The 14,101-nt window shown below is 70.9% G+C and carries 15 protein-coding genes and 1 pseudogene; 1 reads left to right on the top strand and 15 read right to left on the bottom strand.

The genetic code is table 11. The features are described from left to right. Positions 1-8: 8 nt before the first annotated feature. The 10 genes from tatC to ACZ4V6_RS15450 all read right to left on the bottom strand — a co-directional run bounded on the left by tatC (position 9) and on the right by ACZ4V6_RS15450 (position 8,472). On the bottom strand, positions 9-914 hold the full coding sequence (gene tatC / locus ACZ4V6_RS15405) for a twin-arginine translocase subunit TatC (protein ID WP_467826995.1): 906 nt from the start codon (positions 912-914) through the stop codon (positions 9-11). A 92-nt stretch (positions 915-1,006) separates the two neighbouring features. Next, complete coding sequence (tatA, locus tag ACZ4V6_RS15410; RefSeq protein ID WP_225636670.1) at positions 1,007-1,285, bottom strand: Sec-independent protein translocase subunit TatA; 279 nt, start codon at positions 1,283-1,285, stop codon at positions 1,007-1,009. 266 nt (positions 1,286-1,551) lie between these two features. Beyond that, positions 1,552-1,746 (bottom strand): hypothetical protein, encoded by a 195-nt coding sequence (locus ACZ4V6_RS15415; protein ID WP_467826997.1) that lies wholly within the window; start codon positions 1,744-1,746, stop codon positions 1,552-1,554. 48 nt (positions 1,747-1,794) lie between these two features. Then, on the bottom strand, positions 1,795-2,055 hold the full coding sequence (locus tag ACZ4V6_RS15420; RefSeq protein WP_467827387.1) for a hypothetical protein: 261 nt from the start codon (positions 2,053-2,055) through the stop codon (positions 1,795-1,797). Between the two features lie 29 nt (positions 2,056-2,084). Next, entirely contained in the window at positions 2,085-3,149 is a 1,065-nt protein-coding gene (locus ACZ4V6_RS15425) for a helix-turn-helix transcriptional regulator (protein WP_467826999.1), read from the bottom strand. 18 nt (positions 3,150-3,167) lie between these two features. Next, positions 3,168-4,121 (bottom strand): helix-turn-helix transcriptional regulator, encoded by a 954-nt coding sequence (locus tag ACZ4V6_RS15430; RefSeq protein WP_467827002.1) that lies wholly within the window; start codon positions 4,119-4,121, stop codon positions 3,168-3,170. 137 nt (positions 4,122-4,258) lie between these two features. Next, entirely contained in the window at positions 4,259-4,630 is a 372-nt protein-coding gene (locus ACZ4V6_RS15435) for an FKBP-type peptidyl-prolyl cis-trans isomerase (protein WP_161163603.1), read from the bottom strand. Positions 4,631-4,688: 58 nt separating this feature from the next. Further along, positions 4,689-5,690 (bottom strand): FKBP-type peptidyl-prolyl cis-trans isomerase, encoded by a 1,002-nt coding sequence (locus tag ACZ4V6_RS15440; protein ID WP_467827004.1) that lies wholly within the window; start codon positions 5,688-5,690, stop codon positions 4,689-4,691. Positions 5,691-5,841: 151 nt separating this feature from the next. After that, positions 5,842-7,203: a Pup--protein ligase gene (gene pafA / locus ACZ4V6_RS15445; protein ID WP_467827007.1), complete on the bottom strand. Its 1,362-nt coding sequence runs from the start codon at positions 7,201-7,203 to the stop codon at positions 5,842-5,844. A 9-nt stretch (positions 7,204-7,212) separates the two neighbouring features. Then, positions 7,213-8,472 (bottom strand): MFS transporter, encoded by a 1,260-nt coding sequence (locus tag ACZ4V6_RS15450; RefSeq protein WP_467827390.1) that lies wholly within the window; start codon positions 8,470-8,472, stop codon positions 7,213-7,215. A gap of 107 nt (positions 8,473-8,579) precedes the next feature. On the opposite strand from ACZ4V6_RS15450, the gene ACZ4V6_RS15455 reads away from it, so the two are divergent. Beyond that, positions 8,580-9,590, top strand: coding sequence for a LacI family DNA-binding transcriptional regulator (locus ACZ4V6_RS15455; protein WP_467827009.1), 1,011 nt, complete (start codon positions 8,580-8,582; stop codon positions 9,588-9,590). A gap of 635 nt (positions 9,591-10,225) precedes the next feature. Here the strand turns inward: ACZ4V6_RS15455 and prcA are convergent. From prcA to dop, 5 genes and pseudogenes are all read right to left on the bottom strand, one after another. Then, on the bottom strand, positions 10,226-10,981 hold the full coding sequence (prcA, locus tag ACZ4V6_RS15460; protein ID WP_467827011.1) for a proteasome subunit alpha: 756 nt from the start codon (positions 10,979-10,981) through the stop codon (positions 10,226-10,228). A 59-nt stretch (positions 10,982-11,040) separates the two neighbouring features. Continuing rightward, entirely contained in the window at positions 11,041-11,886 is an 846-nt protein-coding gene (gene prcB / locus ACZ4V6_RS15465) for a proteasome subunit beta (protein WP_467827014.1), read from the bottom strand. Beyond that, a pseudogene (locus ACZ4V6_RS15470) lies at positions 11,838-11,963 on the bottom strand (endonuclease VII domain-containing protein); the annotation flags it as partial. The pseudogene ACZ4V6_RS15470 and the gene prcB, both read right to left, overlap by 49 nt. Positions 11,964-12,099: 136 nt before the next feature. Beyond that, positions 12,100-12,318: a ubiquitin-like protein Pup gene (locus ACZ4V6_RS15475; protein ID WP_016325855.1), complete on the bottom strand. Its 219-nt coding sequence runs from the start codon at positions 12,316-12,318 to the stop codon at positions 12,100-12,102. A gap of 177 nt (positions 12,319-12,495) precedes the next feature. Then, the gene (dop, locus tag ACZ4V6_RS15480) at positions 12,496-14,007 is read right to left on the bottom strand and encodes a depupylase/deamidase Dop (RefSeq protein WP_375603588.1); all 1,512 of its coding nucleotides are present in this window, start codon (positions 14,005-14,007) and stop codon (positions 12,496-12,498) included. Between the last annotated feature and the right edge of the window lie 94 nt (positions 14,008-14,101).

A 14,101-nucleotide genomic window follows, 5' to 3' on the forward strand; every position in this document is an offset into this window, starting at 1 on the left:
CGGCCGGCTCAGGTGACGTCGTCGTAGCCGTTGTACCGGGCCTGCGGGGCGCCGTCGACGCCACCGCCCGCCTGCTGGGGCAGGGCCCGCGTCGCCGTCACGGGTTCGACCTCGTCGACCGGCTCCGGTGTGAGGTCGAGCGGCGACGCCTCGTCGTCGTCGAGTCCGGCGTCGGGGTCGGCGAGGCGCCGGCGCTTGTCGTTGAGCACGGAGAACCCGACCGCCAGGAAGTACAGGACGACGATCGGTCCCGCGAGCGCGATCATGCCGACGGGGTCGGTGGTGGGCGTCGCCACGGCACCGAAGATGAAGACGCCCATCACGATGCCGCGCCACCAGCCGGCCATCCTGCGCCCGGTGACGACACCGGCGGCGTTGAGCATGACGAGCACCAAGGGCAGCTCGAAGGCACCGCCGAAGATCAGGATCATCCGGACGATGAAGTCCAGGATCTTGTCCATCGGCAGGATGTTGGCCGAACCGTCCGGCGTGATCCCCAGCAGCACGCGCATGCTGACGGGCATGATCGTGTACGCGAGCCAGCCACCGCCCAGGAAGAGGGGTACGGCCGCCGCCACGAACCAGTACGTGTACTTCCGCTCGTGCTGGTGCAGACCCGGCGCCACGAACGCCCAGAGCTGGTAGAGCCAGACCGGGCTGGAGATGATGATGCCCGCCATCAGGCACACCTTCACCGTCGTGGTGAAGGGCGACAGCAGGTCGGTGTAGGCGATGACCGCGCAGGCGCCGCCGGTGGACTCCCCGAGGCCGTCGGTACAACGCGGCACGGGGTCCATGAGGAAGGTCATCAGCTGCTGGCTGTAGAAGGCGGCCACCACGGTGACGACGGTGATCGCCAGCATGCCTTTCGCGAGCCGGTTGCGCAGCTCGCGCAGGTGCTCCACGAGGGGCATCCGCCCCTCGGGATCCTTTTCTTTCTTGCGGGCAGACTTGAGCAACCCACATCCTCATCTCGTGCGGCGGGCCGGTCGCCACCGGCCCTGCGTCAGCGCTTGGTCGTGTCCGTCGGCTCGGTGACCGGGCGGGAGCTGGTCACGTCGCCGGGGGCGGCCTGGATGGTGCGCTGCGTCGCGGCCTGCTCGGGGTTCGGCGGATCGGCGGGGGCGGCGGACTTGTTCTCGTCCTTCATCGCCTTCGCCTCGGACTTGAGGATGCGCGCGGACTTGCCGAGCGAGCGTGCCATGTCCGGGAGCTTCTTCGCGCCGAACAACAGGATGATGACGACGAGAATAAGAATGATCTCGGTAGGTCCGAGCCTTCCCATAAGTCTTTACCTTCTCACCGAGGCGGCTGGGTGGGGTGCTGTCCGACCCGTCGGACAGGTGTCCGACCGACCGTGTTGCGCAGCGATCGTAACGCTCAGGGGTAAACGTGAGGCAATCCCCGTGCGTACTCCCGTCCGCGTCCGGGCCTCGTTTTCCGGACCGCGATCAGCAGCGTACCTCCCTGAACCCGCACGGTGACAGGGCGGAGCCGCCCGGGGCGCGGCTCACGGGAGTCCACCGGACCACTCCTGAAATGCGGCCGGTCTCACAGGGCGTCCACGGAGCGGGCGGCGCTCTGGGCCGCGCGCTCCAGGTCCGCGGCGGCCCGGCCGATCCGGGACGCCGAGTCCGTCACCTGCCGGCCCAGGCGCTGTGCCTCCACGAACACCCGTACGGCGAACACCGCGAGAACGACAAGACCCAGGAAACCCACGGCAACCGCGAACATCGGCCAGAACATGACGCCGAGCCTAGACCGTCCCGCGGACTGCTCGTGAACACCGGCCGGTCATACGGTGGAGTGCAGCCGCAGGGTCCTGACCCCGCCGCCGGTGAGCAGCTCCACGATCCGCTCCCCCGCGGGCTTGCGGACGGCCGACCCGCACTCGGGGCAGGTGAACGAGTAGAAGGTGGTGCGGCTCGTGGCGCCGATGGCCAGGCGCAGAGCGCTCGCCGAGAGTTCGAAGCGGCCCCGGCAGTCGGGGCAGCCGGCCCTGAAGACGACCGGGGAGACGCGTCTCATACCGGCGAACGCGGACGCCGCCGTCATGCCCTGCCGGCCGGGCCCGGCCGCCTCGCTCACCGTCCCCGCCCCCGCCCGTCGGACCCGGCGCCCGGCGCGTCGGGCACCGCGGGCCCCTGCGCCGGCGCCGCGTCGGCCCCGGTCCCCTCGTACGCCGCGAGCGCCTCGCGGGCGGCCTGCCGGGCGCTGTCGGCGAGCTCGGGCGGGGACACGATCCGGCCGTCGCGCCCGAGCCGGAGCGCCAGCCGCCGCAGGGACGCCGGGTCGGGCGTGCGCAGGGTGATGCGCAGGCCGCCCTCCGGCAGCTCCTGCGCGCTGTCGTGCGGGTAGTACTCGGCGACCCAGCGTCCGCCCGGGCCGACCTCCACGACGACCTCGGGGTCCTCGGCGGCCGGCTGCACCAGCGCCTCGGACAGGTCCCGCAGCTCCACCTCCGGCGGCGCGGCCGGCTCGTCCAGGATCCGGATCTCGGCGACCCGGTCGAGCCGGAAGGTGCGCCGCGCCTCGGAGCGGCGGCACCAGGCCTCCACGTAGGTGTGCCCGACGCTGACGAGGCGGATGGGGTCGATCTCGCGCTCGGTGAGCTCGTCGCGCGCCGGCGAGTAGTAGCGGATCCACAGGCGCCGGCGCTCGGAGATCGCCCGGTCGACGTCGGCGAAGACACCGCCCTCGGACTCGAAGGTGACGGACAGGCGCGAGCTGGCGCCCGCCGCCTCGCCGGCCGCGGCCTCCACCTTGGCGGTCGCCCTCAGCAGCGCTTGCCGGTCACCCTCGCGCAGCCCGGGCAGGGTCGCCACGGCACGGGCGGCGACGAGCAGCGCGGTGGCCTCGTCGGCGGCGAGCCGCAGCGGCTCGGCCGCGTCCGCGCCCAGGGCCGCGGGGTTGTGCCACCAGATGCGCTCGCCGTCGGTGTCGATGTCGAGCAGATCGCCGCCGCGGAAGCTGGTGCCGCACATGGGCAGCACGTCGAGGTCGGAGACCAGCTCGTCCTCGGTGATGCCGAAGGCGCGCGCGACGTCCTCGACACGGGCGCCGGGACGCTCGCGCAGATACGTCACCAGGGACAGCATCCGTCGGGTCTGGTCGATGGCGTTCACGGTCCTGACCGGTTTGCCTGCCACTGTGTTGTCCGTTCCCCCTCAGCCCTTGGCCACGGCGCGCAGCCGGTCCACCACGTCCGCACGCAGCTCCGCGGGCTCCAGGACCACCACGTCCGGTCCGAACTCCACCAGCCAGGCGTCCAGGCCGTGCCCGTACGGAATCTCCAACTCGTCCCAGCCGTCACCGTGTTCCCGCACGGCGGTGGCCTTCGCCCGAAGGGGGTAGCCCGCGCCCGCACGCAGCCGGATCAGCGCGGAGCGGTCGGCGGTCTCCCCCGCCCAGCTCGCCACCGTCTCACGGACGGTGACGACGTCGGGCACGGGCGCGGTGAACCGCGCTCCGCGCGAGCGCACCTTGCCGGTGATCCGCGACAGCCGGAAGACCCGCTCCGCGCCGCGGTCGCGGTCGAACCCGGCCAGGTACCAGTGGCCGCGCCAGCACTCCAGGGCCCACGGCTCGACGTGCCGGGGCTCGGGCTGCGCGGCGTTGGCCTTGCGGTACTCGAAGAGGACCGGGCGGCGGTCGCGGCAGGCCAGCATCAGCGGTTCGAAGGCGGCCTCGTGCACGGGGATGCGCGGCTCGAGCGCGCTGTGCGCCTCGTAGGGGTCGACGTCCTCGGGCAGCCCGGCCGCCCGCAGCTTCTGCAGCGCGCCGCTGGCGGCGCCGGCGAGCCTGGCCTGCTGCCAGACCTTGGCGGCGAGCCCGAGAGCGGCGGCCTCCTCGGCGTCCAGGGTGATGGGCGGCAGCCGGTTGCTGTCACGGCGGGCCAGGTAGCCGATCTCGCCGTCGAGGCCCTCGACGGTCTCGATCACCAGGCCGAGTTCCCGCAGGTCGTCCTTGTCCCGTTCGAACATGCGGTTGAAGGAGTCGTCGGACCCCGCCTCGAGGTAGGCCTCGATGGAGTCACGCAGCTCGCGCTTGCTGAGTGGCCGCCGTGTCCCGAGCAGACACAGTGCCAGGTTCATCAGCCGCTCGGCCTTGGCAATGGCCATCGACGCCCTTCTCCCTATGGTGCTTACGACGGATGACCGTACCGCCCCGCGGTGGCGCGGCAAAAGCCGAGGGTCCATGCCCGGACGGGCATGGACCCCAGGTGACCGGCTTCCAACGGATTCCGGTCGGACTGCGATCAGACCCCGAGAAGGTCGACCACGAAGATCAGCGTCTCGCCGGGCTGGATGGCCGGGGTCGGGCTCTGGTTGCCGTAGGCGAGGTGGGCGGGGATGGTCAGCTGGCGGCGGCCGCCGACCTTCATGCCCTGCACGCCCTGGTCCCAGCCCTTGATGACACGGCCGCCACCGAGCGGGAAGCGGAACGGCGTACCGCGGTTCCAGCTGGCGTCGAACTCCTCGCCCGTGCTGAAGGCCACGCCCACGTAGTGGACGGTCACGGTCTGACCGGCCTCGGCGACCGGGCCGTCGCCCTCCCAGATGTCCTTGATCTCGAGGTCCGCCGGGGGCTCGCCGCCCGGGAAGTCGATCTCGGGCTTGTCGATGCTCACGTGTCTAGCTCCTGCTTGTCTGTCGGAAGGCAACGTCCAAGTCTTACATCCCCGCGGGTCACATCGTCGCGAGGATGTCGACCGAGAAGACCAGCGTGGAGTCCTTCTCGATGCCGCTGCCCTGCGGCGGGTTGTCGCCGTACCCCAGGTCCGGCGGGATGACGATCAGGACGCGGCTGCCGACCTTCTTGCCGGTCAGGCCCTGCGCCCAGCCCTTGACGACCTGCTGGAGCGAGAAGGACGTCAGCTGCTTCCTGCTGTACGTCGAGTCGAACTCCTTGCCGCCCTTCCACAGCACGCCCTTGTACTGGACGAGCACGGTGTCCTGCGCGCCCACCTCGGGCCCGTCGCCCTCGATGACGTAGGTCGCCACGAGCTTCTTCGGCGCGTCGGCGTCGGGCACCTCGATGGACGGGGCGGAGCCGTCGGTGCCGGTGCCGACCTTGGGCAGCGCCGCGTCGTCCTGCGGGACCTCCTTGCCCTTGGCGGAGCTCTTGGCGTTGAAGGTGTCCTTCACGTCGACCACGAACACCAGGGTGTCGGTGCCCTTGATGCCCCCCTGCTCGTTGCCCTGCTCGCCGTACCCCCACTTGGGCGGGACGGAGAACTCGACGCGGCTGCCGGCCTTCTTGCCCGTGAGCGCGTACCGCCAGCCGTCGATGATGCTGCCCTGCGCCAGCTGGATGACGATCGGGGTCTTGCGGTCGTAGGAGTTGTCGAAGACCTTCGCGCTGTCCCAGATCTGGCCCAGGTAGTCCGCCACCAGGAAGTCGTTCTCGGCGACCGCCCTGCCGCCGCCGGCGATCACCGTCTTCACCGCGAGGTCCTTGGAAGGCTCGCCGCTGCCCTTGGCCACCGTCGGCTTCTCACCGAACTTCGTGCCCGCCGTGATCGCCGGCAGCGGGCCGTCGACGATCTTCGGGGCCGGCGGCGTGGACGTGGCCGACGCCTGGGGCGTCGCGCTGTCGCTGGCCTTGCTCGAGCCGGAGTCCTCGTCGCCGCACGCGGCGAGTGTGACCAGTCCGGCGGGAACAGCGATGAGGAGTGAGCGTCGGCGCACGGTGGGGGCCTCGTAATCGGTATCGGTCGATCTTGTCTGCTGGCGTGCGCGCAACTCTACGGCGTGAGAAGGGCACCGTACGGATAACGTACGGTGCCCGTGTGGCGTTCCACACCCCTCGGGGTGCGGAACGCCTTCTCGGTCGTCCGGATCACATTCCGGCGATCAGCTTCTCCACCCGGTCGTCCACCGAACGGAAGGGGTCCTTGCACAACACGGTGCGCTGCGCCTGGTCGTTGAGCTTGAGGTGGACCCAGTCGACGGTGAAGTCCCGGCGCTGCTCCTGGGCCCGCCGGATGAAGTCGCCGCGCAGCCGGGCCCGAGTGGTCTGCGGCGGAACGGACTTGCCCTCGAAGATCTTCAAGTCGTTGGCGACCCGGGCGGCCTGGCCCTTCTTCTCGAGCAGGTAGTACAGGCCACGACGACGGTGGATGTCGTGGTAGGCGAGGTCTATCTGCGCGACCCGGGGGTGGGACATGGTCATGTTGTGCTTGGCCCGGTAGCGCTCCAGGAGCTTGTACTTCATGACCCAGTCGATCTCGGTGCCGATGCGGTCGAGGTCCTCGGTCTCGATCGCGTCCAGCGTGCGGCCCCACAGCTCCAGCACCCGCTCGACGGTGCCGGTGCGGATGCCGCGGCGCTCGCAGAAGTCCACGGCCTTCTCGTAGTACTCCCGCTGCACCTCCAGCGCGGACGCCTCCCGGCCGCTGGCCAGGCGCACCTTGCGCCGCCCGGTGATGTCGTGGCTGACCTCGCGGATCGCCCGGATCGGATTCTCCAGGGTGAGGTCGCGCATCACCGTGCCCGCCTCGATCATGCGCAGCACCAGGTCGGTGGCGCCGACCTTGAGCAGCATGGTCGTCTCGGACATGTTGGAGTCGCCCACGATGACGTGCAGACGCCGGTAGCGCTCGGCGTCGGCGTGCGGCTCGTCGCGGGTGTTGATGATCGGCCGCGAACGGGTGGTCGCCGAGGAGACCCCCTCCCAGATGTGCTCGGCCCGCTGACTGACGCAGTACACGGCTCCGCGCGGCGTCTGCAGCACCTTGCCGGCGCCGCAGAGCAGCTGCCTCGTCACCAGGAACGGGATGAGGATGTCCGCGAGCCGGGAGAACTCCCCGTGCCGGGCCACCAGGTAGTTCTCGTGGCAGCCGTAGGAGTTTCCCGCGGAGTCGGTGTTGTTCTTGAAGAGGTAGACGTCGCCCGCGATTCCCTCCTCGTGCAGGCGTCGTTCGGCGTCCACCAGGAGTCCTTCGAGAATGCGCTCGCCCGCCTTGTCGTGGGTGACGAGTTCGATCACGTTGTCACATTCGGGTGTCGCGTATTCCGGATGTGATCCCACGTCGAGATAGAGGCGGGCCCCGTTGCGCAGAAAGACATTGCTGCTGCGGCCCCATGACACGACACGGCGGAAGAGGTACCGCGCCACCTCGTCAGGCGACAGGCGGCGCTGTCCCCTGAACGTGCACGTGACGCCGTACTCGTTCTCCAGCCCGAAAATGCGGCGGTCCATGACTGAACATTACGCCTGATGACCCGAACTGAAACGGGGTTCGACGGCACGGTTCGGATCATTTTCCGATGAAGCCGCAACCACCGCCGCCGGGGCGGGAACTGCGAGGACCCGTCCCGTGCACGCCAGCACGAGCAGCGACACGACGCCTGCCGCCCCGGGCACGGCGAAGCCCCACAGCGCCCCGCCCGCCTCGACGACCGGCCCGGCGAGACCCGTACCCACCGAGGCACCCACGGTGAACGTCGTCACCAGCCAGGAGAACGCCTCCGTCACCGTGCCCCGCGGCGCGTGCCGGTCCACCAGGACGAACGCGCAGGCGATGCACGGCGCCAGGAAGACACCCGCGACCGCGGTCAGCACCACCATGGCGAACGCACCCGGCATCAGCATCAGCGGCAGGTAACAGACCGCCAGAAGCGCCACCAGGGACCGCAGTCGCCGCGCGGGGTCACCGGCCCACTGCCGGGCTCCGTAGACGGTCCCGCCGACCAGCGCGCCGAGCCCGAGGGCGGCCATCAGCCAGCCGTAGACGGCGTCGCCGCCGTGGTCGTCCGCGTAGGGCACGGAGGCCACGGTGATGGAGCCGAGCGCCATCCCGATGAACAGGAACGCCCCCAGCAGCGCCAGCAGCCCGGGCGAACGCAGCGCGCCCAGCCAGTGCGCCTCGCGCGGGGCGGACCGCCACGCGCGCGAGGGGGGCGACACGACCACGGACAGGGCGCCCAGCACACCCACCGCGTTCAGCACGAGCAGCGCGACCAGCGGCGACCACAGCGACACGCACACCGTCACGAGCAGCGGCCCGACGGTGAACATGACCTCCTGCGCCACGGCGTCCATGGCGTACGCCGTGTGCACCTGGCCCTCCTCGCGGAGCACACTCGGCCACAGCGCCCGCAGCCCGCCCTCCAGCGGGGGCGTGAACAGCCCCGCGGCCCCCACGGACCCGTACGCGAGCGCCGCCGGTCCGGTACCGGCGAACGCGAAGACCGTCATGGCCAGCCCCGACAGCACGGCGGCCGGCAGCTGCACCCGGGGCTGCCCGTACAGATCGACGAGTCGTCCCAGTACGGGCTGCCCGACGGCGTTGGCGACGCCGTACACGGCGGCCAGGGCGCCCGCGAGGCTGTACGAGCCGCCCTCGGCCCGTACGAACAGCACGATCGCGATCGCCGCGGTGGCGTTGGGCAACCGCCCCACGAGCGTGCCGACGAGCAGCCGTACGGCATGCCGCGCCCGGAGGATGTCCAGGTAACCGGCGACCACGACCCACCCCCTTCGCATGAGACCTCGGTGAGGTTTTACGTATAACTTCCATGGTCATACGTACCATGTCGCCTGTTCACGAGTCCAGACGAAAGCGCAGGCGAACGGTGGCACGAGGCAGTACCCGCCCCACCAGCCGGGACGTAGCCCAGGCCGCCGGCGTCTCCCAGGCCGCGGTCTCCCTGGTCCTCGGCGACAAGTGGCGCGGCCGGGTGTCGGAACCCACCGCCCAGCGCGTCCGCGAGGCCGCCCACGCGCTCGGCTATCGCCCCAACCTCGCCGCCCGCAACCTCCGCCTGGGCCGCACCCGCACGGTCCTGCTGGTCGTCCCCGCGCTGACCACCGAGTTCTTCGCCGGCGTCTACACCGGCGCCGCACGCGTCGCCGCCGAGCACGGCTTCGGAGTGGTCCTCTACCCCTCCCCCGAGGGCATCGGGCCCGCCCGGGACCCCTTCGCCTCCGCCCAGGCCGCCCTGGACGGCGTCATCGCGTCCTCCATGGCGGCCGACGCGCTCACCGCCATCCGCGGCGACCAGCTCCCGCTGGTCATGCTGGACAGCGACCCGGAGGGCAGCCTGGGCGCGGCGACGGTCAACCTGGACATCGCGGACGCCGTCCGCCAGATCGCGGAGCACCTTCTGCTGCTGGGCCATCGCCACTTCCTCCACCTCGCGGCGGACGTCCCGTCCTGGACGTTCGAGGTCCGCGCACGCGAGCTCGCGGCACGGCTGGACGCCGTCCCCGGCACCACACTGCGCACCACGAGGGCGGCGATCTCGATCGAGGACGCGCTGACCGCCACGGAGGCGGCGCTCGCGGCCCCCGGCCCCCGCCCGACGGCGCTGGTCTGCGACGACGACAAGCTGGCGGTCGGCGCGTACAAGGCGGCCCGCCGCGCGGGGCTCCGCATCCCCGACGACCTCTCGGTCACGGGCCTGGACGACCTCGGCCTGGCCACCGCCGTCGACCCCGAGCTGACGACGGTCCGCCTGGACGCGGAGCTGTTCGGCGAACGGGGGATGCGGGCGCTGCTGGCGGTGCTGGAGGGCCGGGAGCCCGAGGGCGGCGACATCCCGGTGAACCTGGTCGTGCGGGGCTCCACGGCGCCACCGCGGTGAGCGGCGCGGATCGGCCACGCGGCCCGGCTTCACCAGCACGCCCGGCGCGCGGGCGCGGTCTGGCGCCACCAGGTCACCCGGCGTGGGTGTGGGCCGGGGGTGGGTTCACGCACCCGGCGCTTTCGGGGTGCCTCCCCCACTCTCGGCTTCGCTCGAGCGGGGGGACCCCCACCGCCCACCCGTGCCGCCCCGGGGGTACCGCCCAGACCGTTCAGCCACTGGGGGAGGCACGACTGCCCGCAGCCGGAACGGCGGCGTATGGCGGCTGCCCGCAGTCGGGACGGCAGCGCATGGCGACTGCCCGCAGCCGGGACGGCGGCGGATGGCGGCTGCCCGTAGCTGAGTGGGGACGGCGGGTCAGTCGCGTACGGCGGGAAGGGGACGTGTCGGGGGGTGTCCGCCCGCAGCGGTTGGCGCGTCAACGCCCCGTCTGCTGGTCAGTACCCGATTCCGCGCCGTTCCGAGGACGGACACCCCCCGGCGCGGCCCCGACCCACAAGACCACCGAAGGCGCTACGCGCACCCCCACCGAACCCGCACGGGCGCCGCAGGCACCCCGCACCCCCACCGAAGCCGCACAGGCCGCCGCAGGCGTCTGACATCCCGCGGCGGCCGACGGCGACGAGGCCGCGAACCTACTCCTCCGCCCCGTCCTCGTCCTCGGTCGCCACCGCGGACGCGGCCCCGCTCGCTCCCCCGTCCAGGAGCCGCGACAGCTGGCCGCCCACGATGCGCTTGAACTTCCGCTTCTGCGGCCGCGTACGGTCCAGGACAGCGACCTCCAGCCGCTCCGCCGGAATCTCCCGCTCGCTGCCGTTCGTGTCGCGGGACAGCGCCTGCACCGCCAGCTTCAGCGCCTCGGCCAGCGTCATGCCGTCCCGGTGCCGCTGGTCCAGGTACCCGCTGATCTGCTCCGCGTTGCCCCCGACCGCGACCGAGCCGTGCTCGTCCACGATCGAGCCGTCGTGCGGCAGCCGGTAGATCTGGTCGCCCTCGGGACTCTCCCCGACCTCGGCGACGACCAGCTCCACCTCGTACGGCTTCTCGGCCGAGCTGGAGAAGATCGTGCCCAGGGTCTGGGCGTAGACGTTGGCCAGCCCTCGGGCCGTCACGTCGTCCCGGTCGTACGTGTAACCACGCAGGTCGGCATAGCGCACACCGCCGATGCGCAGGTTCTCGTACTCGTTGTACTTACCGGCCGCGGCGAAGCCGATCCGGTCGTAGATCTCGCTGAACTTGTGCAGCGCACGGGACGGGTTCTCGCCGACGAACACAATGCCGTCGGCGTACTGCAGCACGACCAGGCTGCGGCCACGCGCGATGCCCTTGCGGGCGTACTCCGCCCGGTCGGCCATCGCCTGCTGAGGTGAGACATAGAACGGCGTCGACACCGGTTATCCGTCCCTTTCTGTCGAAGTCACTGGACCGCCTGACAACACGAACGCCTCCGCTACAGCAGCGCGGCCCGCGGGCCGTCGGGCTGCTCGAGCCGTCGGTCCAGGACCGAGCGGGCCAGCCGCGAACTCTCGTCCTCGGTCAGCCGGCGGAAGCCGTCCTCGGTGATCACAGTGATGATCGGATAGATCCGGCGCGCGACGTCGGGACCACCGGTCGCCGAGTCGTCGTCCGCCGCGTCGTACAGCGCCTGGACCACGAGCGTCGTGGCCTCGTCCTCGGTCAGGTCCTCGCGGAAGAGCTTCTTCATCGCTCCGCGCGCGAAGATCGACCCGGATCCCGTGGCCGCGAAGTACCGCTCCTCGGAACGGCCGCCCGTCACGTCGTAGGAGAAGATGCGCCCCGTGCCGCGGTCCACGTCGTACCCGGCGAACAGCGGCACCACGGCCAGCCCCTGCATCGCCATGCCCAGATTCGAGCGGATCATCGTCGACAGGCGGTTCGCCTTGCCCTCCAGGGACAGCTGCGCGCCCTCGACCTTCTCGAAGTGCTCCAGCTCCAGCTGGAACAGCTTCACCATCTCCACGGCCAGCCCCGCCGTGCCGGCGATCCCCACCGCCGAGTACTCGTCCGCCGGGAAGACCTTCTCGATGTCGCGCTGCGCGATCATGTTGCCCATGGTGGCCCGCCGGTCACCGGCGAGCACGACACCGCCGGGGAACGTCACGGCCACGATCGTGGTGCCGTGCGGCGCCTCGACCACACCCTGCACCGGCGGCAGCTGCCGGTTGCCCGGGAGCAGCTCGGGCTGGTGCTCTCCCAGGAAGTCCATGAACGAAGAGGACCCAGGCGTCAGGAAGGCAGCTGGTAGACGCCCGGTGCTACGAGTGTTGGCTTCCACGCGATTCCTTCCACGTATGCGTCAGCTATGCCACGGACCCTACCCGCCCTGCGGCGGTGATCCACATACTCGGCGGGAACCACGGAACGAACACCTTGGCCCCCCGTTGCGAGCCGCGCGCGGCACGGGCGTGACCCGCACCGCGCGCGACATCTCACGTTCTGCTCGTCCGTCCCCCGGGCCTGCGCGACGAGGGGAGGGACAGGCCCAGGCCTACTGGCCGCCCTTCTGCACGAAGGAGCGCACGAAGTCCTCGGCGTTCTCCTCGAGGACGTCGTCGATCTCGTCCAGGACGGAGTCCACGTCGTCGCTCAGCTTCTCCTGGCGCTCCTTGAGGTCCTCGGATGCCTGCGCGTCCTGCGCCTGCTCCTCGACCTCCTCGGTGGAACGCGTGGCCTTCTGCTGCCCGCCGCCGGTGTCCTTGGTCGCCATAACCCTCACCCCGCTCGGTTCGCCCGACACAGTTGCTCGGTCAAGATCAGACCCTACAAGCCGGGTCCGACATCGGCCCCGCAGTTTCTCCAACGTGCGAGGGCCATCTCGATGGTTCCCGGACCGGGTGGCTTTCACCCCGTCCGGCGGTCCTCTCCGTGTACCCGCTCCGCGCCGTCACCCGCCGGACAGGACCCTGACCAGGTCGTCCGCGGTGCGGCAGCGGTCCAGGAGCTCCTTGACGTGATTACGCGTTCCGCGAAGCGGTTCCAGGGTCGGCACCCGCTGGAGGGAGTCCCGCCCCGGCAGGTCGAAGATCACCGAGTCCCAGGAGGCCGCCGCGACGTCGTCCGCGTACTGCTCCAGGCAGCGCCCGCGGAAGTACGCCCGGGTGTCCTCCGGAGGCTTCGTACGGGCCCGCTCGACCTCCGTCTCGTCCAGCAGCCGCTTGATGCGGCCGCGGTCCACGAGGCGGTTGTACAGGCCCTTGTCGGGCCGTACGTCGGCGTACTGGAGGTCGACGAGGTGCAGCCGGGCCGCGTCCCAGTCCAGGTCGTCCCTGCGCCGGTAGCCCTCCATGAGCTCCCGCTTGGCGACCCAGTCCAGCTCGCCCGCGAGGCTCATCGGGTCGTTCTCGAGCCGGTTGAGGGTGTCCTCCCAGCGGCCCAGGACGTCCTTGGTCTGCTCGTCGGCGTCCGCCCCGTACCGCTCCTCGACGTACTTGCGGGCCAGCTCGTAGTACTCCATCTGGAGCTGCACCGCGGTCAGTGTCCGGCCGCTGCGCAACGTGACCAGCCGCTTCAGCGTCGGGTCGTGCGAGACCTGGTGGAGGGTGCGTACGGGCTGGTCGACGGCGAGGTCGACGGCGATGAAGCCGTCCTCGATCATCGACAGGACCAGGGCGGTGGTGCCCAGCTTGAGGTACGTCGAGATCTCCGACAGGTTCGCGTCGCCGATGATCACGTGCAGCCGACGCCACTTCTCCGCGTCCGCGTGCGGCTCGTCGCGCGTGTTGATGATGGGCCGCTTCAGCGTCGTCTCCAGGCCGACCTCGACCTCGAAGTAGTCGGCGCGCTGGCTGAGCTGGAAGCCGTGTTCGTGTCCGTCCTGGCCGATGCCGACGCGGCCGGCGCCGGTGACGACCTGGCGGGAGACGAAGAAGGGCGTCAGGTGGCGCACGATGTCCGAGAAGGCGGTCTCCCGCTTCATCAGGTAGTTCTCGTGCGTGCCGTAGGAGGCGCCCTTGTTGTCGGTGTTGTTCTTGTAGAGGTGGATCGGCTGGGCGCCGGGCAGCTGGGCTGCCCGCTCGGCGGCCTCGGCCATGATGCGCTCGCCGGCCTTGTCCCACAGCACGGCGTCCCGCGGGTTGGTGACCTCGGGAGCGCTGTACTCGGGGTGGGCGTGGTCGACGTAGAGCCGTGCTCCGTTGGTGAGGATGACGTTGGCCAGACCGATGTCCTCGTCGGTGAGCTGGCTGGAGTCCGCTGCCTCGCGGGCGAGGTCGAAGCCTCGCGCGTCCCGCAGCGGGTTCTCCTCCTCGAAGTCCCAGCGGGCCCGGCGGGCCCGGTGCATCGCCGCCGCGTAGGCGTTGACGATCTGGGACGAGGTGAGCATGGCATTGGCGTTGGGGTGACCGGGGACGGAGATCCCGTACTCCGTCTCGATGCCCATTACTCGCCGTACGGTCATGCGGCCCTCCTTGCCCGGCGGCGCCCTCGGTCGTGGGCGCCGCTCACGTGGCGCTCCGGTGCGTGTGCGGTGCCCGTCCCCGCACTGCGCGACT

Source organism: Streptomyces sp. NPDC029152, from assembly GCF_055564355.1.

What these genes read in the sequence shown, in the direction of transcription:
- tatC (WP_467826995.1), bottom strand. Translation starts at nt 914, where the DNA reads ATGCCCCTCGTGGAGCACCTGCGCGAGCTGCGCAACCGGCTCGCGAAA.
- tatA (WP_225636670.1), bottom strand. Translation starts at nt 1,285, where the DNA reads ATGGGAAGGCTCGGACCTACCGAGATCATTCTTATTCTCGTCGTCATC.
- ACZ4V6_RS15415 (WP_467826997.1), bottom strand. Translation starts at nt 1,746, where the DNA reads ATGTTCTGGCCGATGTTCGCGGTTGCCGTGGGTTTCCTGGGTCTTGTC.
- ACZ4V6_RS15420 (WP_467827387.1), bottom strand. Translation starts at nt 2,055, where the DNA reads ATGACGGCGGCGTCCGCGTTCGCCGGTATGAGACGCGTCTCCCCGGTC.
- ACZ4V6_RS15430 (WP_467827002.1), bottom strand. Translation starts at nt 4,121, where the DNA reads ATGGCCATTGCCAAGGCCGAGCGGCTGATGAACCTGGCACTGTGTCTG.
- pafA (WP_467827007.1), bottom strand. Translation starts at nt 7,203, where the DNA reads ATGGACCGCCGCATTTTCGGGCTGGAGAACGAGTACGGCGTCACGTGC.
- ACZ4V6_RS15475 (WP_016325855.1), bottom strand. Translation starts at nt 12,318, where the DNA reads ATGGCGACCAAGGACACCGGCGGCGGGCAGCAGAAGGCCACGCGTTCC.
- dop (WP_375603588.1), bottom strand. Translation starts at nt 14,007, where the DNA reads ATGACCGTACGGCGAGTAATGGGCATCGAGACGGAGTACGGGATCTCC.